The sequence below is a fragment of the Pseudomonas sp. R4-15 genome, assembly GCF_055768815.1.
In genome coordinates this window covers 3,082,471-3,101,016 of the sequence record NZ_CM147293.1, presented here as the reverse complement: position 1 = coordinate 3,101,016, position 18,546 = coordinate 3,082,471, and the positions used below count along the sequence as shown (strand labels likewise).

Here is an 18,546-nt window from a genome sequence, read left to right as displayed (position 1 = left end):
TGCAAAATGTGCAAAGCCATTCTGCGCGTCCCAGGATTTCCCCGCCAGTCTCCGCTAGCTAGCATGCACGCCTCGCAGAAAGGGGGCATATCAGTGATGGAATTCCTGCTCAACATCGTGCTGGGCCTGATGATTGGCACGGTGGGTGGCATCTTTGGGATCGGCGGCGGCCTGATCGCCATTCCGGTGCTGGGTATTTTCTATGGTCAGGATCAGCAACTGGCACAGGGGACGGCGCTGGTCATGGTCGTACCCAATGTGCTGCTGTCGATCTGGCGCTACAACCAGCACAACCGCATCGACAAGACCAACCTGCTGCTGCTCTGCGTCCCGAGTTTCCTATTCGCCATACTGGGATCGCAGATCGCCGTATCGCTCGATGCACAACAGATGCGCCAGGCGTTCGTGATCTTCCTGCTGGCGCTGGCGGTCTATACCGGCGTGCGGGTTTTTATCGGTCCACGTTCCGGCTCCGCGACACTTGGCAAGCCCCGTAATCGGTTGCTGGGGCTGGGTGCCGTAGCCGGGATAGGTGGAGGACTCTTCGGTGTCGGTGGTGCTGTGATCGCGGTGCCGTTGTTGACGCTATGGCTAGGGCTCAGTCAGGTGGTTGCCCAGGGCTTGGCCATTGGTTTGGCTGCGCCCTCGACGATGGTGACATTGGTCAGCTATGCGTTGCACGATCAGGTCAACTGGTCAATCGGCGCTGGGCTGGCCATTGGCGGGCTGGCCAGCATCAGCTGGGGGGTGAGGATCGCGCATGCGTTGCCCGATCGCATCATGCGTGGGCTCTACAGCCTGTTCCTATTCGCCTGCGCGCTGGCTTTGGCGTTCAAATAGGCGAGTCGACCAAGCCGGGTTCCTGTTCGGCGGGTACCACCGGACGTGCCGCGCCGGGCGAGTTGCAGGGGCGCGCGTCCGCGCTTAGCGCACTGGGCAGCGTGCTTTGCAGGTAGTCCACCCAGGTTCGCACCTTGGCGTCGAGATAGCGACGTGAGGGATAGAGCGCATAAACGTGCAGGGGCTGCAATTGGAACGCGGGCAGCACGTGTACCAGGCTGCCATCCTGCAAGCCGCTGGCCGCAGAGTAGTGGGGGACGGCGCCGATGCCCATGCCGGCGCGAATGGCCTCGACCACCGCATCGCCGACGTTCACCTGCAGGCCACTGGCAGGAAGGGTGACGCGCGTCTCGCCTTCGCTTCCACGAAAGGTCCACTCGCCCAAAGGCAGTACGGAGCTCACCAGACCGATCCACTCGTGCTCGCGCAATTGCTCCGGCCGTAGCGGCAGTTGACGCTGCTGCGCATAGCCTGGGGAGGCGCAGAGAATGCTGAAGGTCTCGCCGATGCGTTGTGCGACCAGGCCTGAATCGGGTAGCTCCCGGGCAACGACGATGGCGACGTCATAGCCTTCCTCGAGCAGGTCCGGGACGCGATTGGATAGCGTCAGATCGAACTGCACCGAGGGATAGAGCCGGCGGTAGCCGGCAATGGCCGATACCAGGTAGTACTGCCCGATGCCCGTCATCGCGTGTACTCGCAAGCGCCCGGTGGGATGAGCGCGGGCATCACGCGCCTCGGATTCGGCCTGGGCGAGATCATTGAGGATGCTGATGCAGCGAGCGAGGTAGCGCTCACCGGCTTCGGTCAGGGCGACGCGGCGGGTGGTGCGCTGCAGAAGACGCGTTTGCAGGTGGCTTTCGAGCGCCGAAACCGCCCGTGAAACACGGGTAGTGCTGGTATCGAGTTGGCGGGCTGCCGCAGTGAAACTGCTGGACTCCGCCACGGCCTGGAAGGCACGCATCATGTGCAGCAGTTCCATGGGGCATCTCCACGTCGAGAAAGCCCCATTATTGCGATATTTGCAATTACATCAACTCTGATTACTGCAGGCGCTGGAAAGCTTCTGGTAGTGCATCGCGTGTTTCTGACCCTGGCTGTCCAGGTAGGTCAGGGTGGCCTGGATGACCTTGCATTCGAAGGTGGCCGGTTCGTCGAGCCGCAGGACCTTGGCGATGTCCGGGTGGCTGCCGTAGGTGTAGGTTTCGGCCTCGGCAGTTGCAGCCTGTGTGATGCCGGCGAAAGCCAGCAGGGTGAGCATTAGGGCAGTGTTTTTCATCTCGAATTCCTCGTTATCACACCCGTCGACTGGAAGGTTGGCCTGCTATTTAGGGGGCGGGCTTCTAGGTGTCCTCCAGGGGGCAGGCGTAATTTTAGAGGCCTGGGGTGTGGCGAAATATGACGAGGTGAGCGAGATATTTTTGCGGAATTAGCAATTATAGGGCGGCTAGTTGGCGAAGCCTTCAAGGATGTGTTCCGCCAGGGTGTCGCAGGCGGGGCTGGAACCGCGGTCGTTGCGCAGCAGCATGATGCTCGCCTGGGGTAGCTCGGGAAAACCCTCGGCCTCGCCCAGGATGTGCAATTCGGGGCCGATCAGGCTGCGCAACTGAACGGTGACCGCAAGGCCTGCGTTGACCACGGCCATCAGTGCCGAAAGGCTCGGGCTGCTGTAGGCGATGCGGTAAGGCTTGCCGATGGCGTCCAGCGCATTGCAGGTCCAGGCCCGCGCGAAGCAGTCGCTGTTGAAAGTGGCGAGTGGCAGCGGCGACTGTTCGTGTGGCGAAAAGCCCTCGGCTTCTGCCCACACCATGGACTCGCGTCTCAGCAACTGGCCGATCTCTGTGCCGGGTTGGCGGGTGATGATGGTCAGGTCCAAATCATGGCGCTGCATCAGGTTGTAGGAGGAGTCGCAGTGGACCTCGACCTGCACCAGCGGAAAGCTCTGTGCAAAACGCGAGAGGATGCCGGGCAGAAAGCGCATCACGTAATCGTCCGGTGTGCCGATCTTCACCGATCCAATCATGTGCGGCTCGCGCAAGCTGTTGAAGACCTCCCCGTGCAGCTTGAGGATGCGCCTTGCGTAGCCGAGCAGCACCTGGCCTTCCGTCGTCAGGTTGACTTGACGGCCCTCGCGGAGAAACAGCGTGCGCTTCAAGACGTCCTCTTCCAGGCGCTTCATCTGCATGCTGACCGCTGATTGCGTGCGATTGACCACCTGCGCCGCCTTCGTGAAGCCGCCCGAGTCGCAGATGGCGACGAAAGTGCGCAGCAGTTCGGTATCGATGCCGGGATACATTCATCAAGCCTCGAGATGCAATCCATAAGAAACATTCGTTGGATTGATGTTATGGCCGAGGCCACACTCTACGCAACTGTCATCGGCGTGGAGGACACCGTCATGCGCTATCGCCAAAAAGGTTCCGTCTGGGTGGCGGGTTTGCTCGGCAGCCGTCCCGAGGTTCGGATCGTGCCGGCCCTGCGTCGAACGTTAGGCCTGCTGCGCTACATCCTCCAGGTGTATCGTGGCCGCCGCCAACTGGCGCGATTGGGTGATGCAGCGTTGCACGATCTGGGGCTGTCGCGCGCCGATGCGCTGCGCGAGAGCGAACGCTCGTTCTGGGATCTGCCCGAGCGCTGAGTGGTTTCCGATTTCCGAGTCGAGTCCTGTCATGCAAGCACGCCGTAGCGTCGATCTCTTTGCTTTTCAGTCCATGATCTTGTTGTGCGCCATCTGGGGCTCGCAACAGATCGCCTTCAAGCTTGCGGCGGGCGACCTGGCTCCGGTCGCCCAGGCGGGTATCCGCTCGATAATCTCCAGCCTACTGATGGCGACGTTCATCAGCCTGAGGGGGGAGTGGAAGGGCATCGGCCGGGTCTGGCGCTCCGGATTACTGGCGGGATCGCTGTTCTGCCTCGAGTTTCTCTGCATCTCCAGCGGCCTGATGTTCACCAGCGCGTCGCACATGGTGGTGCTGCTCTACAGCGCCCCGATATTTTCTGCGATCGGCCTGCATCTGTGGATGCCTCAGGAGCGGCTGCAGCCGTTGCAGTGGGCGGGCATCGCCTTGTGTTTCGCCGGTATCGCGATGGCGTTCGGCGAGGGGCTATTGAATGGAGAGGTGGATCACCGCGTGCTGCTGGGCGATCTACTGGCCTTGCTGGGCGGTGTGGCCTGGGGCGCAACGACGGTGGTGGTGCGCTGCTCAAGACTGTCCATGGCGCCGGCCTCGCAGACGCTGTTCTTCCAGATTGGCGTGACCGCCGTATTGCTCAGCCTGCTGGCCGCCAGCCAAGGCTTGCTCCATCAGGCGAACTGGACGCCACTTGCACTGGGGAGCGTGATTTACCAGGGCGTGGTGGTATCGTTCTTCAGCTACTTCGCCTGGTTCTGGCTGCTGCGACGCTATCGGGCCGCGGAGCTCTCGGTATTTTCCTTCATGACGCCGTTGTTCGGCGTCAGTTTTGGCGTCTTGCTGCTCGACGAACGCCTCAGCGCCCCCTTCGTCGCGGGGGCGCTGATGGTGCTGCTGGGGATCACCCTGGTCAGCGCCCAGGGCTGGTGGCGTCGGCGTCTGGGATTGGCATCCTAGGGCCCTAGCGCGCCAAACGCAGTTGCTCGGTGATCATGAACGCCAGTTCCAGCGACTGGTCGGCGTTCAGGCGCGGGTCGCAATGGGTGTGGTAGCGGTCGGATAGACCGTCCTCGGTGATGGGACAGGCTCCGCCGATGCATTCGGTGACATTCTGTCCGGTCATTTCGATGTGGATGCCGCCCGCATGGGTGCCTTCGGCGCGGTGCACCTGGAAGAACTGCCGGACCTCGTCGAGAATGCGCGCCAAGTCACGGGTCTTGTAGCCGCTCGAGGCCTTGATGGTATTGCCGTGCATCGGGTCCGAGCTCCACAGCACCTGGCGCCCCTCGGCCTGTACCGCGCGAATCAGCCGGGGGAGCTGCGCTTCGACCTTGTCCGCACCCATGCGTACGATCAGGTTGAGACGACCAGCGTCGTTATCCGGGTTCAGTCGATCGATCAGTCGCAGCAGATCGTCACTGGCGAGGCTCGGGCCTACCTTGACGCCGATGGGGTTGCCGACGCCGCGCAAGAACTCCACATGGGCGCCATCCAGTTGCCGGGTTCTATCGCCGATCCAGAGCATGTGTGCCGAGCAGTCGTACCAGTCGCCGGTAAGGCTGTCGCGGCGCACGAAGGCTTCTTCATAGTTGAGCAGCAAGGCCTCGTGGGCGGTAAAGAAGCTCGCCTCGCGTAACTGCGGGGCGTTCTCCAGGCCGCAGGCACGCATGAAGCGCAGGCTTTCGTCGATGCGATCGGCCAGGCGATGGTATTGCTCGGCCAGCGCCGAGCCGGCGATGAAGTCGAGGTTCCACTGGTGCACCTGGTGCAGGTCGGCAAAGCCGCCCTGGGCGAAAGCGCGCAACAGGTTCAGGCTGGCCGTGGACTGGTGGTAAGCCTGCAGCAGGCGCTCGGGGTCCGGCGCTCGGCTGGCCGCATCGAAGCCGATGCCGTTGACGATGTCGCCGCGATAGGCTGGCAGGCTCAGCTCGCCCTGGACTTCCGCATCCGCGGAGCGTGGTTTGGCGAACTGCCCGGCCATGCGCCCGACCTTCACGACCGGACAGCCGCCGGCGAAGGTCATCACCACCGCCATCTGCAGCAGCACCTTGAAGGTGTCGCGGATCTTCGCCGCCGAGAATTCGGCGAAGCTCTCGGCGCAGTCACCCCCCTGCAACAGGAACGCGCGCCCGGCCGTTACTTCGGCGAACTGGCGACGCAGCTCACGGGCTTCACCGGCGAAAACCAGAGGGGGCAGGGCGGCCAGGGTGCGCTCTACGCGCGCCAGGTGCTCGGCGTCAGGGTAGTGGGGTTGTTGCAGGATGGGGTGGCTGCGCCAGCTATCGGGGCTCCAGGGGGCGTTCATCGAGACTGTCCACGGGTTTCAGATGGCGCGCATGTTAACCGATGGGGTGCCTGCGTACTCATAGGCTGTCGCTATCGCAGCGCGCCGAGATGACCGTGCTGGCATGCAGCCGCCGATCCGGTTAGCGTTTGTCTCTTTGCCGGCGACTGCTCCAGGGGCCGCCGCTAGCTTTCCGGCCAGGAGATACCCATGCCCGAAGCGCAGTTGCTTGCGGAAGTCCGTGACGCCTATGGCGTGATCCGCGTGGTGGAAGTGGACGACTACCGTTTTCTCGAGTTCGGTGACGAGGTGGAGCAGAGCTGCGTGTTCACCGCCGATCCCAGTTGGCTGGAGTACGACTATACCCGCGCCATGCTGCTTGCCGCGCTGTGCCATGAAGCCCCGCAGAGTGCGCTGTTCCTTGGCCTGGGCGCGGGCAACCTGACCCAGGCCTGCCTGCGCTTTTTGCCGACGCTCGACGATGTAGAGGTCATCGAGTTGCGTCCGGACGTACCGCGGCTGGCCATGGAACTGCTGGGTCTGACCGATGATCCGCGCCTGACGGTACGCATCGGCGATGCACTGGAGCTGCTGCCCAGTGCCGAGCGCAGCGACCTGATCTTCCTCGACCTCTACACCGACTGCGGGCCAGGTCCGGGCCACCTGGCGTGGAGTTTCCTCGAAGCTTGCCAGGCCAAGCTCAACCCGGGCGGCTGGCTGGTGATCAACCAATGGGGCACCGAAGATGGCAAACCCCTCGGCGCCGCGCTGCTGCGGGGGCTGTTCCATCGCCACTACTGGGAGCTGCCGGTAAAGGAGGGAAATGTCGTTTTGCTGGTGCCGGCAGACCTCGACCAACCATTACCGCGTGCTGAACTGTGCGAACGTGCGGCCGCGCTGGCGCCTGCGCTGGGTTATCCGTTGCACGAATTGATCGAGGTACTGCGTGTCGCTAGCTGATCGGCGGCCTGGTTCCGCGTAGGCTCGACCCGCCGTTTGGATGCTGCCAGATGACGAGCAGGGGCTGCATTTTTTTCAACACCTCTGTATGATGCGCGCCGGCCGGGTGCTCCGGCCGCGTTCAGGCAACACCGCTATCGAGGCGCCGCGTGCCTCGTCTGCTGTCCGCCAAGGCGGGCTATCCTAGACGTTTCATCCAATTCGATTCGCAAACCCGCGACCAGGCTGCCAGGGTGACCCATAAGGTCCTACATGGCACGCGCAGCTTTTGGAAATGGGTCCTTGCGGATGCTCCAGAGGCAGACCCATGACCCAGGAAACCGGCGGCTTCGCCGCGCTCGGCCTTCATCCCTCCGTACTTGCTGCGATCAGCGCGGTCGGTTACGAAGAGCCGTCCCCCATTCAGTCCCAATCGATCCCCGTGATCCTTGGTGGCCACGACATGATCGGCCAGGCGCAGACCGGCACCGGCAAGACCGCTGCCTTCGCGCTGCCCATCCTGTCGAAAATCGATCCCGCCCGTCGTGAACCGCAGGCGCTGATCCTCGCGCCGACCCGCGAGCTCGCGCTGCAGGTGGCTACCGCCTTCGAAACCTACTCCAAGCAGATGGCTGGCGTTTCCGTGGTGGCGGTCTACGGCGGCGCGCCGATGGGCCCGCAGCTCAAGGCGATTCGTCAGGGCGCACAGGTCTTGGTGGCCACGCCGGGCCGTCTGGTCGACCATCTGGGCCGTAATGACCAGTTGCTCTCGACCATCCGCCACCTGGTGCTGGACGAAGCTGATGAGATGCTCAAGCTCGGCTTCATGGACGATCTGGAAGTGATCTTCCAGGCCATGCCGGAAAGCCGTCAGAGCGTATTGTTCTCGGCGACCTTGCCGCACTCGATTCGCGATATCGCCGAGAAGCATCTGCGCGACCCCAAGCACGTGCGTATCGCAGCCAAGACCCAGACCGTTGCGCGCATCGAGCAGGGTTACCTGCAGGTGCACGCCGACCAGAAGATTCCCGCCGTCAGCCGTCTGCTGGAAGTGGAGAACTTCGATGCGCTGATCGCCTTCGTGCGTACCAAGCAGGCGACGCTGGACCTCGCTACCGCCCTGGAAGCCAAGGGCTACAAGGTGGCCGCGCTCAACGGCGACATTGCTCAGGCGCAGCGTGAGCGGGTCATCGAGTCGCTCAAGGACGGACGCCTGGACATCGTCGTCGCCACGGACGTGGCGGCGCGTGGTATCGACGTACCGCGTATCACCCACGTACTCAACGTGGACATGCCCTACGATCCCGAGTCGTACGTGCACCGCATCGGCCGTACCGGGCGTGCCGGCCGTGAGGGGCGCGCGCTGTTGCTGGTGACGCCGCGCGAGCGTCGCATGCTGCAGGTGATCGAGCGCGTGACCGGTCAGAAAGTGGCCGAGGTCAAGCTGCCCGAGCCGGAGCAGGTGCTCGAAGCGCGTATCGCCCGCCTGGCCAGCGGCCTTCAGCCGCAACTCGAAGGCGCGGTGGAAAGCCACGCGGCGCTGCTCGAGCGCCTGCAGGGCGAACTCGGCTGCGAGCTGCCGGCACTGGCCGCTGCACTGCTGAAGATGGTGTCCCGCGATCAGCCGCTGGACCTGCAGCAGATTCGTCGCGATCAGCCCCTGGTCCCGGCTGCTGGCGGCGCGCCGCGCGAGCGTCGCGAGCGCAGTGATCGTCCCGAGCGTAGCGAAGGCGGCTACCGTGAGCGTCGCGCGCCGATGCCGCTGGCCGAAGGTCGCGTGCGCTGCCGCACTGCGCTGGGCGCTCGTGATGGCGTGGCGGCAAAGAACCTGCTCGGCGCCATCCTCAACGAAGGTGGCCTGAGCCGTGACGCCATCGGTCGCATCCAGATCCGCGACACCTTCAGCCTGGTCGAGCTGCCCGAGGACGGTCTCGACCACCTGCTGGGCAAGTTGAAGGAGACCCGCGTGGCCGGCAAGGCACTGCGCCTGCGTCGCTATCGCGAAGACTGATCGCGGCTCCCAATGAAACGCCCCGCTCGGCATAGGCCGGGCGGGGCGTTTTCGTTTCTGCGTTTGCTTATTGTCGCGCCGGCGTTGCTAGTGACGCAGCAGCGGGTACAGCTCGGCGAGTAGCTTGCGGCGGCTGACGACCATCTGCCAGCGATGGCCGCCCAGTTGGCGCCAAAGCCGCGCTGAACGAATGCCGGCAAGCAGCAGTGCGCGGATGCGCGAAGCATTGCTGCTCTGCTGCAGGTAGCGCATGTCGCCATGCACCTGGATGCGTTGGCGGAACGTGCTCAGGGTGTCCTCGTAGAGCGCCGCGCAGGAGGCGATGACGTTCTCGTGAACCGGACCGAAGTGCTCCACCTGGTTCTGCACCTGGTCGAGTCGCGTGGCGATGGTTTCGAGCATGTCGCCACGTTTGTCCAACTGTCGCTCCAGGCCGATCAGCGCCAGGGCGTAGCGCAGCGGTTCGCGCTGCAGGCTTGCCGGATCACGCTCCAGGGCGCTGGCCAGGGCGCGGTAGCCTTCGCGCAGGTGCAGGTCGGAGCCGCCGTAGACGTCGAGGGTGGTATCCGGGTTGCGTATCAGAAGGCTGCCGAGCATGCACCCGAGGGCGGGCTCGCTGACTTGGCCGGTGCGTGCGATGCGGTCGACCAAGGCCGCAGCATTGAAAACAGCGCCGAGGGCGATGAGTTGTTCCTGGCGTGGACTCATGCGGGCTCCGTGGTTTCTATCACGCCGCCACCGAGGCAGACTTCACCGTCGTAGAAGACGATCGACTGCCCTGGAGTGACCGCGCGCTGGGGCTGTTCGAAGGTCACGCGATAGCCGTCCCCGCTGCGCTCCAGGCGGCAGGCCTGGTCCGGCTGGCGGTAGCGTACCTTGGCAGTGAGCGCACGCGGCTGCGACAGGTCGACCGGGTTGACCCAGTAAATGTGCGAGGCGCGCAGTGCGCCGCTGAACAGCCAGGGGTGCTCGTTGCCCTGGCCGACGATCAGCACGTTGCGCTCCAGATCCTTGCGCAGCACGTACCAGGGCGCTTCGCCGGCGTCCTTGAGTCCACCGATGCCGAGTCCCTGGCGCTGGCCGAGGGTGTGGTACATGAGGCCCTGGTGGCGGCCGATGACTTCCCCTTCGGGGGTTTCGATGTCGCCGGGCTGGGCGGGCAGGTACTGCTTGAGGAAATCGGAGAAGCGCCGTTCGCCGATGAAGCAGATGCCCGTGGAATCCTTTTTCTTCGCGGTGGCCAGGCCGTGCATCTCGGCGATGGCGCGTACCGCGGGCTTTTCCAGCTCGCCGACGGGGAACAGGCTGCGGGCGATCTGCTCACCGCCCACGGCATGCAGGAAGTAGCTCTGGTCCTTGTTACCGTCCAGGCCCTTGAGCAGCTCGCTGCGGCCGTCGATATCGCGTCGACGGACGTAGTGCCCGGTGGCGATGAGGTCCGCACCCAAGCCCAGGGCGTAGTCGAGGAATGCCTTGAACTTGATCTCGCGGTTGCACAGGATGTCCGGATTCGGCGTGCGTCCTGCCTGGTATTCGGCGAGGAAGTGCTCGAAGACGTTGTCCCAGTATTCGGCGGCGAAGTTGGCGGTGTGCAGGCGAATTCCCAGCTTGTCGCAGACGGCTTGCGCATCCGCCAGGTCGGTCATCGCGGTGCAATACTCGGTGCCGTCGTCTTCCTCCCAGTTCTTCATGAACAGGCCTTCGACCTGATAGCCCTGCTCCATCAGCAGCAGGGCGGAAACGGAGGAGTCGACACCGCCGGACATGCCGACGATCACACGGGTTTGAGTTGGAACGTGCATTGGTGCTCGGTTGTTCGAAGCAAAGTGGCGATTCTATCAGCTCGACGACGGCTCATGGATCACTCGAAGGGGATAACGCTCGCCGACGAGATAGTCGTCGATGCATTGTCCGATCAGTTCGCTGCGCCAGCGTTGGCGCTCGGCCTCCAGCTCGGCGCGGGTCAGCCAGCATGGGCCGAGAATGCCCTCGTCGAGCGGGAGTTCCGGGCGGTGGCGCAGGGGTCGTGCAGCGAAGCAAACGCGCTGGTAGGTGACGCCGTTGCTCGGGGCGGTATACAGGTAGACACCGATGAAGGCCGTCAACTCGACCTCCCAGCCGGTTTCTTCCAGCGTTTCGCGTAGCGCCGCCTGCTGCAGGCTTTCACCGGCTTCCAGGTGGCCGGCAGGCTGATTGAGCACCTTGCGCGCCTGCTTGAGTTCTTCCACGAGGAGAAAGCGTCCGTCGTCCTCGATCACCGTCGCCACGGTGACGTGGGCATGCCAGGTACGGGTCATGTGTCGCCTCCTTTTCTGTCGCTAAAGCACGAACCCCGGCACAGGGCCGGGGTTCGTGTCTTCGCAGGTGTGGATCAGGCCAGGCTGGCCAATGCTGCGTTGAAGGTGTCGCTCGGGCGCATGGCGCGGCTCGCCGCCTGTTCATCGGCATGGTAGTAGCCGCCGATGTCGACCGGCTTGCCCTGGGCGCCGTTGAGCTCGCTGACGATAGCGCTCTCGTGGCTGGTCAGGGCGTCGGCCAGCGGTGCGAACTGAGCCTGCAGTTCGGCATCGTCGCTCTGCTCGGCCAGTGCCTGGGCCCAGTACTGCGCCAGATAGAAGTGGCTGCCGCGGTTATCGATCTCGCCGACCTTGCGCGACGGCGACTTGTTGCTGTCGAGGAAGCGGCCGGTGGCCTGGTCCAGGGTCTTGGCCAGCACGCGGGCGCGGTCGTTGCCGTAGGCGTCGGCCAGGTGCTCCAGGGAGGCTGCCAGGGCCAGGAACTCGCCCAGGGAATCCCAGCGCAGGTGGCCTTCTTCGACGAACTGCTGCACGTGCTTGGGTGCGGAACCGCCGGCGCCGGTTTCGAACAGGCCGCCACCGCTCATCAGCGGAACGATGGAGAGCATCTTCGCACTGGTGCCCAGTTCCATGATCGGGAACAGGTCGGTGAGGTAGTCGCGCAGTACGTTGCCGGTCACCGAGATGGTGTCCAGGCCAGCGCGGATGCGCTCGACGGACAGCTTGGTAGCCTCGACCGGCGACAGAATGCGAATGTCCAGGCCACTGGTGTCGTGATCCTTCAGGTAGCGCTGCACCTTCTCGATCATCAGGGCGTCGTGCGCGCGCGCCGGGTCCAGCCAGAACACGGCCGGAGTGGCGCTTGCGCGGGCGCGGTTCACGGCGAGCTTGACCCAATCCTGGATCGGCGCGTCCTTGGTCTGGCACATGCGGAAGATGTCGCCGGCTTCGACAGCCTGCTCCATCAGTACGCGGCCCTGCTCGTCGCTGACGCGAACCACACCGTCAGCAGCGACCTGGAAGGTCTTGTCGTGGGAGCCGTACTCTTCGGCCTTCTGCGCCATCAGGCCGACGTTCGGCACGCTGCCCATGGTGGTCGGGTCGAAGGCACCGTTGGCTTTGCAGTCTTCGATGACCGCCTGGTAGACGCCGGCGTAGCAGCGATCCGGGATCACGGCCTTGGTGTCCTGCAGTTTGCCTGCGGCATTCCACATGCAGCCCGAATCACGGATCATCGCCGGCATCGAGGCGTCGACGATCACGTCGCTGGGGACATGCAGGTTGGTGATGCCCTTGTCGGAGTTGACCATCGCCAGCGCAGGGCGCTCGGCGTACAGCGCCTGGATGTCAGCCTCGATTTCGGCCTGCTTCTCGGCCGGCAGGGCCTTGATGCGGGCGTAGAGGTCGCCGATCCCGTTGTTGGGGTTGAAGCCGACGATCTTCAGTGTCTCGGCGTGTTTCTCCAGCACCGGGGCGTAGAACTCGCAGACCACCTGGCCGAACATGATCGGGTCGGAGACCTTCATCATGGTTGCCTTCAGGTGCACGGAGAACAGCACGCCTTCGGCGCGGGCCTTGTCGATCTCGGTAGCGACGAAGGCGCGCAGGGCGGTACGGTTCATCACGGCGCAGTCGACCAGTTCACCGGCGAGGACCGGGGTCTTGGCCTTGAGTACGGTGGTCTTGCCGTCGTTCTCCACCAGCTCGATTTTCAGGCTGGTGTCGGCATCGATCACCACGGCCTTTTCACTGCCGTAGAAATCGCCACCGTTCATGTGTGCCACGTGGGACTTGGATTCCGAGCTCCAGGCACCCATGCGGTGGGGGTGCTTGCGGGCGTAGTTCTTCACCGACAGCGGCGCACGGCGGTCGGAGTTGCCTTCGCGCAGGACCGGGTTAACGGCGCTACCCTTGATGCGGTCGTAGCGAGCCTTGACGTCCTTCTCTTCGTCGCTGTCGGCAACGTCCGGATAGTCGGGCAGGGCGAAACCGTGGGCCTGCAGTTCCTTGATGGCAGCCTTGAGCTGCGGCACCGAGGCGCTGATGTTCGGCAGCTTGATGATGTTGGCTTCGGGCGTCTGCGCCAGGCGGCCGAGTTCGGCCAGGTCATCGGCGATGCGCTGGTCGTCCTTCAGGCGTTCGGGGAAGCTGGCGAGAATACGACCGGCCAGGGAGATGTCGCGAGTCTCGACGGCGACACCGGATGAGGCGGTGAAGGCGCGGATGATCGGCAGCAGCGAATAGGTGGCCAGCGCCGGCGCTTCGTCGGTGATGGTATAGATGATCGTCGGTTGTGTTGACATCTTGCGGCTTTGCTCTCTCGTTGCGTGAACAGGGCGCCTGCCGGACCGTGTAAGCCGTGGCGCATCGAAAGGGGCCGGGATGCGGCTCCATGACAGCCCCCAGGCGTGCCCGGGTCGGGCTGGCGAGCCTGTGGGGTGGGTCTGGCCTGGGCGTTGACGCCCATGACCGTCCGGTCGTCGCGCAGTATATCAAAGTCACTCGGCCTGGCGAGCCTGCCCGTGCTGCGTTTGTCGCAGGGACTTCAGCTTCTGGAAAGGCTCTGCGCCGCGGTATGGCGGCGGTGGCTCGGATGTGAAGTGTCGACAATCGCCTTGGGAAGGCCATTTTCTGCCAGCGGCTCGCAAGCTGGGCAGTCTTGCGCTAAGCAGGGCTTCCGCTACGCTGAATCCGCAACCAACAACAAGCGTCGAGGGCTCCAGCATGGGATATCAGAAAATCCAACTGCCTGCCGATGGACAGAAGATCAGCGTCAACCCTGACGGGTCGCTGGTGGTTCCGGACACACCGATCGTGCCTTATATCGAAGGCGATGGAATTGGCGTGGACATCAGCCCGGTGATGATCGCGGTGGTCGATGCGGCAGTCGCCAAGGCCTATGGGGGTCGACGCAAGATCGCCTGGATGGAGGTCTATGCGGGCGAGAAGGCGACCCAGGTCTATGACCAAGACACCTGGCTGCCGGCTGAGACCCTGGACGCAGTGCGCGAATACGTCGTGTCGATCAAGGGGCCGCTGACCACCCCGGTGGGAGGAGGTATTCGCTCGCTCAATGTGGCGTTGCGCCAGGAGTTGGACCTTTACGTCTGCCTGCGGCCGGTGCGTTGGTTCGAAGGTGTGCCCAGTCCGGTGAAGAAGCCTGGCGATGTGGACATGGTGATCTTCCGCGAGAACTCCGAAGACATTTACGCCGGCGTGGAATGGAAGGCCGGCTCGCCGGAGGCCGACAAGGTCATTCGCTTCCTCACTCAGGAAATGGGCGTGAAGAAGATTCGCTTCACCGACATGTGCGGCATCGGCATCAAACCGGTTTCGGAGGAGGGCACCAAGCGGCTGGTACGCAAAGCGCTGCAATACACCATCGATAACGACCGTGCTTCGCTCACCCTGGTGCACAAGGGCAACATCATGAAGTTCACGGAAGGCGCGTTCAAGGAGTGGGGCTACGAGGTCGCCCGTGACGAATTCGGCGCGCAGTTGCTCGATGGCGGCCCTTGGATGAGCCTGAAGAACCCGCGCACGGGGCAGGAGATCGTAGTCAAGGACGTCATCGCCGACGCCATGTTGCAGCAGATCCTGTTGCGGCCCGCCGAGTATGACGTCATCGCCACGCTCAACCTCAATGGCGACTACCTTTCCGATGCTTTGGCTGCAGAGGTGGGGGGGATCGGTATTGCGCCCGGTGCGAATCTTTCCGACAGCGTGGCTATGTTCGAGGCCACCCATGGCACTGCGCCCAAGTATGCGGGGCAGGACAAGGTCAATCCCGGGTCGGTGCTCCTTTCCGCGGAAATGATGTTGCGGCACATGGGCTGGAGCGAGGCGGCAGACCTGATCATCAAGGGCGTCAACGGCGCCATTGCGGCGAAAACCGTGACCTATGATTTCGAGCGGTTAATGGACGGCGCGACCTTGGTGTCCTGCTCGGGCTTCGGCGAGGCCGTCGTGTCGCACATGTAGGAGGTACAACGAAAAGAGGCCGATCGTGGTATCGGCCTCTTTGTGGGGGGGGCAATCAGGCGCCGGCGGTCAGGTCCTGATGCACCGTGCTATCAGTGGCTATCCCGGCATTCGCGGGGCAGATATTCACCGCATGCAGGCCCTTTGGACCCTGCACGATGTCGAAATTGACGGGTTGGCCGGCCTTCAGGGTCTTGTATCCTTCCATCTGTACGGCCGAATAATGTGCGAAAAGGTCTTCACTCCGCCCTTCTGCGACGATGAAGCCGTAGCCCTTGGCGTTGTTGAACCACTTGACCTTACCACTTAGCATGCTCATTCCCTCTGCAAGAATCCAATGGCAGGAGTATCATCCGACAAGCCTCGGCAATGACCGGCCGAAGCCGGGCCGAGAGCCCATCACCACGACCCGCCAGGCGGGTACCCCTGTGATTGAATCACCGATTCGCCGATAGTCAAGGCGATGCGACGACGTGCTGCGATGCGCGTCAAACTCCATTTCTTTCAATACGACCCGGTTAGCGGCCATGTCATATTCGTCCCAGCTTTCACATCGCCAGATTCGTCTAACATCAGACCATGACAGCCCCGAGCAGCATGGTGACGACGACGCGGGACTGGCGATTCAGGAGGCCAAGCCGAAACTTCAGGCACCTCCGCTGTACAAAGTGGTCATGTATAACGATGACTACACGCCGATGGATTTCGTCGTCGAGGTGCTGGAGACCTTCTTCAGTCTCGCCCGCGAACAGGCGACCAGGATTATGCTGACAGTGCACACGGAAGGTCGGGCGGTCTGCGGGACCTACACCCGTGACGTTGCCGAAACCAAGGCCGAGCAAGTCAACCAGTACGCCAGGGACAGCCATCATCCGCTACTCTGTGAAATCGAGAAGGACGGTTAATCGCCGGCCATTTGGGTATGAGGTGAAGCCATGTTGAACCGCGAACTCGAAGTCACCCTCAATCTGGCCTTCAAGGATGCACGTGCCAAACGGCATGAATTCATGACCGTCGAGCATTTGCTCCTTGCCCTGCTGGACAACGAGGCCGCTGCCGCCGTGCTGCGTGCCTGCGGTGCCAACCTGGAGCGTCTGCGTCACGAATTGCTGGAGTTCATCGACTCCACGACCCCTCTGATTCCTCAGCATGACGAGGAGCGCGAGACCCAGCCGACGCTGGGCTTCCAGCGCGTCCTGCAACGTGCCGTATTCCACGTGCAGAGCTCCGGCAAGCGCGAGGTCACCGGCGCGAACGTGCTGGTCGCCATCTTCAGCGAGCAGGAAAGCCAGGCCGTATTCCTGCTCAAGCAGCAGAACGTTGCCCGCATCGACGTCGTCAATTTCATCGCCCACGGCATCTCCAAGGTGCCGGGCCCGGGTGAGCAGGGTGGCGACAGCGAAGGCGAGCCCCAGGACGAGGAGGGCGGTGAGGCCGCAGCCGCCAGCCGTCCGCTGGAGGCCTATGCGAGCAATCTCAACGAACAGGCCCGTCAGGGGCGTATCGACCCGCTGGTCGGTCGCGAGAACGAGGTCGAGCGTGTCGCGCAGATTCTCGCGCGCCGGCGCAAGAACAATCCGTTGCTGGTCGGCGAGGCAGGCGTTGGCAAAACGGCCATCGCCGAGGGGCTGGCCAAACGCATCGTCGACGGCATGGTGCCCGACTTGCTCGCCGACAGCGTCGTCTACTCGCTGGACATGGGGGCATTGCTGGCGGGTACCAAGTACCGCGGCGATTTCGAGAAGCGCTTCAAGGCGCTGCTCAATGAGCTGCGCAAGCGTCCCCATGCGATTCTATTCATCGATGAGATTCACACGATCATCGGCGCAGGCGCCGCATCCGGTGGTGTGATGGATGCCTCCAACCTGCTCAAGCCGCTGCTGTCTTCGGGTGAGATCCGCTGCATCGGTTCGACGACCTTCCAGGAGTTCCGCGGCATCTTCGAAAAGGATCGCGCATTGGCGCGTCGCTTCCAGAAGGTCGATGTGATGGAGCCCTCCGTCGACGACACGATCGGTATCCTGCGTGGGCTGAAAAGCCGCTTCGAGCAACACCACCAGATCGAGTACACCGACGAGGCGCTGCGCGCCGCAGCCGAACTGGCTTCACGCTACATCAACGACCGTCACATGCCGGACAAGGCCATCGACGTAATCGACGAGGCCGGTGCCTACCAGCGCCTGCAGGCGGAGGAGCGTCGCGCGCCGCGCATCGACGTACCCCAGGTCGAGGACATCGTCGCGAAGATCGCGCGGATTCCGCCCAAGCATGTTTCCAGCGACGACAAGGAACTGCTGCGTAACCTGGAGCGTGACCTCAAGCTCACGGTGTTCGGTCAGGATGCGGCGATCGATTCGTTGTCCACGGCAATCAAGCTCTCCCGGGCTGGATTGAAGGCACCCGACAAGCCGGTGGGTTCCTTCCTCTTCGCGGGCCCCACCGGGGTCGGCAAGACCGAGGTGGCGCGCCAACTGGCGAAGGCCATGGGTATCGAGCTGGTGCGCTTCGACATGTCCGAGTACATGGAGCGCCATACCGTGTCCCGCCTGATTGGTGCGCCTCCGGGCTACGTTGGTTTCGATCAGGGTGGTCTGCTCACCGAGGCGATCACCAAGCAGCCACACTGCGTGCTGTTGCTCGATGAAATCGAGAAGGCGCATCCGGAAGTGTTCAACCTGCTGTTGCAGGTGATGGACCATGGCACGCTGACCGACAATAACGGGCGCAAGGCGGACTTCCGCAACGTGATTCTGGTGATGACCACCAATGCCGGCGCGGAGACGGCGGCGCGCGCGTCGATCGGTTTCACCCAGCAGGACCACTCGACCGACGCGATGGAGGTCATCAAGAAGAGCTTCACGCCGGAATTCCGCAACCGTTTGGACACCATCATCCAGTTCGGCCGCCTGAGTACCGAGACCATCAAGAGCATCGTCGACAAGTTCCTTACCGAGCTGCAGGCTCAGCTCGAGGACAAGCGTGTGCAACTGGAGGTCAGCGACGAGGCGCGGGGTTGGCTGGCGGAACGTGGCTACGACCAGCAGATGGGTGCGCGACCGATGGGGCGGCTCATTCAGGACAAGATCAAGCGGCCGTTGGCCGAGGAGATCCTGTTCGGCGAGCTGGCCGAGCACGGCGGCATCGTCCACGTGGATGTGGAAGATGGCGAGTTGTCCTTCGACTACGAGACCAGCGAGGCCCTCGCCTGAGGCGGGTGAATCTCGGATAAACGCAAACGCCCGGCATCAGCCGGGCGTTTCGTTTCTGGCGGGCCCGCTTGGTGGCGGGCGCCATACCGCGGGGCTGGGGTCAGCGCGCGCGGTAGGTGATACGACCTTTGCTCAGATCGTAGGGCGTCAGTTCGACGCGAACCTTGTCACCGGTAAGGATACGGATGTAGTTCTTGCGCATCTTGCCGGAGATGTGCGCGGTGACGACGTGCCCGTTTTCCAACTCCACGCGGAACATGGTGTTGGGCAGGGTGTCGACGACAGTGCCTTCCATTTCGAAGCTGTCTTCTTTCGACATGTTGAGTTGAGCCCTCGGTGTTCTGAAAAGTGG

18 protein-coding genes are annotated in these 18,546 nt (G+C 63.3%); 8 read left to right on the top strand and 10 right to left on the bottom strand.

The window, feature by feature from the left end:
* Nucleotides 1–96: 96 nt before the first annotated feature.
* Nucleotides 97–840: a sulfite exporter TauE/SafE family protein gene (locus ACYRGX_RS14790; RefSeq protein WP_473053226.1), complete on the top strand. Its 744-nt coding sequence runs from the start codon at nt 97–99 to the stop codon at nt 838–840.
* On the opposite strand, the gene ACYRGX_RS14785 is transcribed toward ACYRGX_RS14790, so the two are convergent.
* The 3 genes from ACYRGX_RS14785 to ACYRGX_RS14775 all read right to left on the bottom strand — a co-directional run bounded on the left by ACYRGX_RS14785 (nt 833) and on the right by ACYRGX_RS14775 (nt 3,136).
* On the bottom strand, nt 833–1,822 hold the full coding sequence (locus tag ACYRGX_RS14785) for a LysR family transcriptional regulator (protein ID WP_473053225.1): 990 nt from the start codon (nt 1,820–1,822) through the stop codon (nt 833–835). The two genes, ACYRGX_RS14790 and ACYRGX_RS14785, sit on opposite strands and share 8 nt — an antisense overlap.
* A 51-nt stretch (nt 1,823–1,873) precedes the next feature.
* Nucleotides 1,874–2,119 carry a DUF2790 domain-containing protein gene (locus ACYRGX_RS14780; protein ID WP_473053224.1) on the bottom strand — a complete coding sequence of 82 codons (246 nt, stop codon included), beginning with the start codon at nt 2,117–2,119 and terminating at the stop codon, nt 1,874–1,876.
* A 168-nt stretch (nt 2,120–2,287) separates the two neighbouring features.
* Nucleotides 2,288–3,136: a LysR substrate-binding domain-containing protein gene (locus ACYRGX_RS14775; RefSeq protein WP_473053223.1), complete on the bottom strand. Its 849-nt coding sequence runs from the start codon at nt 3,134–3,136 to the stop codon at nt 2,288–2,290.
* Between the two features lie 51 nt (nt 3,137–3,187).
* Here ACYRGX_RS14775 and ACYRGX_RS14770 point away from each other — a divergent pair, with 51 nt between their 5' ends.
* Nucleotides 3,188–3,478 carry a DUF1127 domain-containing protein gene (locus tag ACYRGX_RS14770; protein WP_473053222.1) on the top strand — a complete coding sequence of 97 codons (291 nt, stop codon included), beginning with the start codon at nt 3,188–3,190 and terminating at the stop codon, nt 3,476–3,478.
* 31 nt (nt 3,479–3,509) lie between these two features.
* Nucleotides 3,510–4,430 (top strand): DMT family transporter, encoded by a 921-nt coding sequence (locus ACYRGX_RS14765; protein WP_473053221.1) that lies wholly within the window; start codon nt 3,510–3,512, stop codon nt 4,428–4,430.
* A gap of 4 nt (nt 4,431–4,434) precedes the next feature.
* On the opposite strand, the gene ACYRGX_RS14760 is transcribed toward ACYRGX_RS14765, so the two are convergent.
* On the bottom strand, nt 4,435–5,778 hold the full coding sequence (locus ACYRGX_RS14760) for a class II 3-deoxy-7-phosphoheptulonate synthase (RefSeq protein ID WP_473053220.1): 1,344 nt from the start codon (nt 5,776–5,778) through the stop codon (nt 4,435–4,437).
* A 189-nt stretch (nt 5,779–5,967) separates the two neighbouring features.
* Here ACYRGX_RS14760 and ACYRGX_RS14755 point away from each other — a divergent pair, with 189 nt between their 5' ends.
* Together ACYRGX_RS14755 and ACYRGX_RS14750 are read left to right on the top strand one after the other, a co-directional pair.
* Nucleotides 5,968–6,717, top strand: coding sequence for a spermidine synthase (locus tag ACYRGX_RS14755; protein WP_473053219.1), 750 nt, complete (start codon nt 5,968–5,970; stop codon nt 6,715–6,717).
* A gap of 307 nt (nt 6,718–7,024) precedes the next feature.
* Nucleotides 7,025–8,707 carry a DEAD/DEAH box helicase gene (locus tag ACYRGX_RS14750; RefSeq protein WP_473053218.1) on the top strand — a complete coding sequence of 561 codons (1,683 nt, stop codon included), beginning with the start codon at nt 7,025–7,027 and terminating at the stop codon, nt 8,705–8,707.
* 87 nt (nt 8,708–8,794) lie between these two features.
* On the opposite strand, the gene hflD is transcribed toward ACYRGX_RS14750, so the two are convergent.
* The 4 genes from hflD to ACYRGX_RS14730 all read right to left on the bottom strand — a co-directional run bounded on the left by hflD (nt 8,795) and on the right by ACYRGX_RS14730 (nt 13,307).
* Entirely contained in the window at nt 8,795–9,415 is a 621-nt protein-coding gene (gene hflD, locus ACYRGX_RS14745) for a high frequency lysogenization protein HflD (protein WP_473053217.1), read from the bottom strand.
* Nucleotides 9,412–10,509: a tRNA 2-thiouridine(34) synthase MnmA gene (mnmA, locus tag ACYRGX_RS14740; protein ID WP_473053216.1), complete on the bottom strand. Its 1,098-nt coding sequence runs from the start codon at nt 10,507–10,509 to the stop codon at nt 9,412–9,414. Before mnmA ends, hflD begins: the two co-directional genes overlap by 4 nt.
* Before the next feature lie 36 nt (nt 10,510–10,545).
* Nucleotides 10,546–11,004 (bottom strand): NUDIX hydrolase, encoded by a 459-nt coding sequence (locus ACYRGX_RS14735; protein ID WP_473053215.1) that lies wholly within the window; start codon nt 11,002–11,004, stop codon nt 10,546–10,548.
* Between the two features lie 74 nt (nt 11,005–11,078).
* The gene (locus tag ACYRGX_RS14730) at nt 11,079–13,307 is read right to left on the bottom strand and encodes an NADP-dependent isocitrate dehydrogenase (protein ID WP_473053214.1); all 2,229 of its coding nucleotides are present in this window, start codon (nt 13,305–13,307) and stop codon (nt 11,079–11,081) included.
* Nucleotides 13,308–13,728: 421 nt separating this feature from the next.
* On the opposite strand from ACYRGX_RS14730, the gene icd reads away from it, so the two are divergent.
* Nucleotides 13,729–14,985 carry an NADP-dependent isocitrate dehydrogenase gene (gene icd, locus ACYRGX_RS14725; protein ID WP_473056698.1) on the top strand — a complete coding sequence of 419 codons (1,257 nt, stop codon included), beginning with the start codon at nt 13,729–13,731 and terminating at the stop codon, nt 14,983–14,985.
* 55 nt (nt 14,986–15,040) lie between these two features.
* Here the strand turns inward: icd and cspD are convergent, their stop codons facing one another.
* Nucleotides 15,041–15,298: a cold shock domain-containing protein CspD gene (cspD, locus tag ACYRGX_RS14720; RefSeq protein ID WP_473053213.1), complete on the bottom strand. Its 258-nt coding sequence runs from the start codon at nt 15,296–15,298 to the stop codon at nt 15,041–15,043.
* A 214-nt stretch (nt 15,299–15,512) separates the two neighbouring features.
* Here cspD and clpS point away from each other — a divergent pair, with 214 nt between their 5' ends.
* Nucleotides 15,513–15,890 carry an ATP-dependent Clp protease adapter ClpS gene (gene clpS, locus ACYRGX_RS14715; protein ID WP_473053212.1) on the top strand — a complete coding sequence of 126 codons (378 nt, stop codon included), beginning with the start codon at nt 15,513–15,515 and terminating at the stop codon, nt 15,888–15,890.
* 30 nt (nt 15,891–15,920) lie between these two features.
* A complete protein-coding gene (clpA, locus tag ACYRGX_RS14710; protein WP_473053211.1) occupies nt 15,921–18,194 on the top strand; it encodes an ATP-dependent Clp protease ATP-binding subunit ClpA in 2,274 nt (757 codons plus the stop codon).
* Between the two features lie 100 nt (nt 18,195–18,294).
* Here clpA and infA read toward each other — a convergent pair whose 3' ends face one another.
* A complete protein-coding gene (gene infA, locus ACYRGX_RS14705; protein ID WP_002553999.1) occupies nt 18,295–18,513 on the bottom strand; it encodes a translation initiation factor IF-1 in 219 nt (72 codons plus the stop codon).
* Nucleotides 18,514–18,546 lie beyond the last annotated feature (33 nt).

What these genes read in the sequence shown, in the direction of transcription:
- icd (WP_473056698.1), top strand. Translation starts at nt 13,729, where the DNA reads ATGGGATATCAGAAAATCCAACTGCCTGCCGATGGACAGAAGATCAGC.
- ACYRGX_RS14775 (WP_473053223.1), bottom strand. Translation starts at nt 3,136, where the DNA reads ATGTATCCCGGCATCGATACCGAACTGCTGCGCACTTTCGTCGCCATC.
- ACYRGX_RS14760 (WP_473053220.1), bottom strand. Translation starts at nt 5,778, where the DNA reads ATGAACGCCCCCTGGAGCCCCGATAGCTGGCGCAGCCACCCCATCCTG.
- ACYRGX_RS14755 (WP_473053219.1), top strand. Translation starts at nt 5,968, where the DNA reads ATGCCCGAAGCGCAGTTGCTTGCGGAAGTCCGTGACGCCTATGGCGTG.
- clpS (WP_473053212.1), top strand. Translation starts at nt 15,513, where the DNA reads ATGTCATATTCGTCCCAGCTTTCACATCGCCAGATTCGTCTAACATCA.
- cspD (WP_473053213.1), bottom strand. Translation starts at nt 15,298, where the DNA reads ATGCTAAGTGGTAAGGTCAAGTGGTTCAACAACGCCAAGGGCTACGGC.
- ACYRGX_RS14765 (WP_473053221.1), top strand. Translation starts at nt 3,510, where the DNA reads ATGCAAGCACGCCGTAGCGTCGATCTCTTTGCTTTTCAGTCCATGATC.
- mnmA (WP_473053216.1), bottom strand. Translation starts at nt 10,509, where the DNA reads ATGCACGTTCCAACTCAAACCCGTGTGATCGTCGGCATGTCCGGCGGT.
- ACYRGX_RS14780 (WP_473053224.1), bottom strand. Translation starts at nt 2,119, where the DNA reads ATGAAAAACACTGCCCTAATGCTCACCCTGCTGGCTTTCGCCGGCATC.
- ACYRGX_RS14770 (WP_473053222.1), top strand. Translation starts at nt 3,188, where the DNA reads ATGGCCGAGGCCACACTCTACGCAACTGTCATCGGCGTGGAGGACACC.
- ACYRGX_RS14735 (WP_473053215.1), bottom strand. Translation starts at nt 11,004, where the DNA reads ATGACCCGTACCTGGCATGCCCACGTCACCGTGGCGACGGTGATCGAG.
- hflD (WP_473053217.1), bottom strand. Translation starts at nt 9,415, where the DNA reads ATGAGTCCACGCCAGGAACAACTCATCGCCCTCGGCGCTGTTTTCAAT.
- infA (WP_002553999.1), bottom strand. Translation starts at nt 18,513, where the DNA reads ATGTCGAAAGAAGACAGCTTCGAAATGGAAGGCACTGTCGTCGACACC.
- ACYRGX_RS14785 (WP_473053225.1), bottom strand. Translation starts at nt 1,822, where the DNA reads ATGGAACTGCTGCACATGATGCGTGCCTTCCAGGCCGTGGCGGAGTCC.
- ACYRGX_RS14790 (WP_473053226.1), top strand. Translation starts at nt 97, where the DNA reads ATGGAATTCCTGCTCAACATCGTGCTGGGCCTGATGATTGGCACGGTG.
- ACYRGX_RS14730 (WP_473053214.1), bottom strand. Translation starts at nt 13,307, where the DNA reads ATGTCAACACAACCGACGATCATCTATACCATCACCGACGAAGCGCCG.
- ACYRGX_RS14750 (WP_473053218.1), top strand. Translation starts at nt 7,025, where the DNA reads ATGACCCAGGAAACCGGCGGCTTCGCCGCGCTCGGCCTTCATCCCTCC.
- clpA (WP_473053211.1), top strand. Translation starts at nt 15,921, where the DNA reads ATGTTGAACCGCGAACTCGAAGTCACCCTCAATCTGGCCTTCAAGGAT.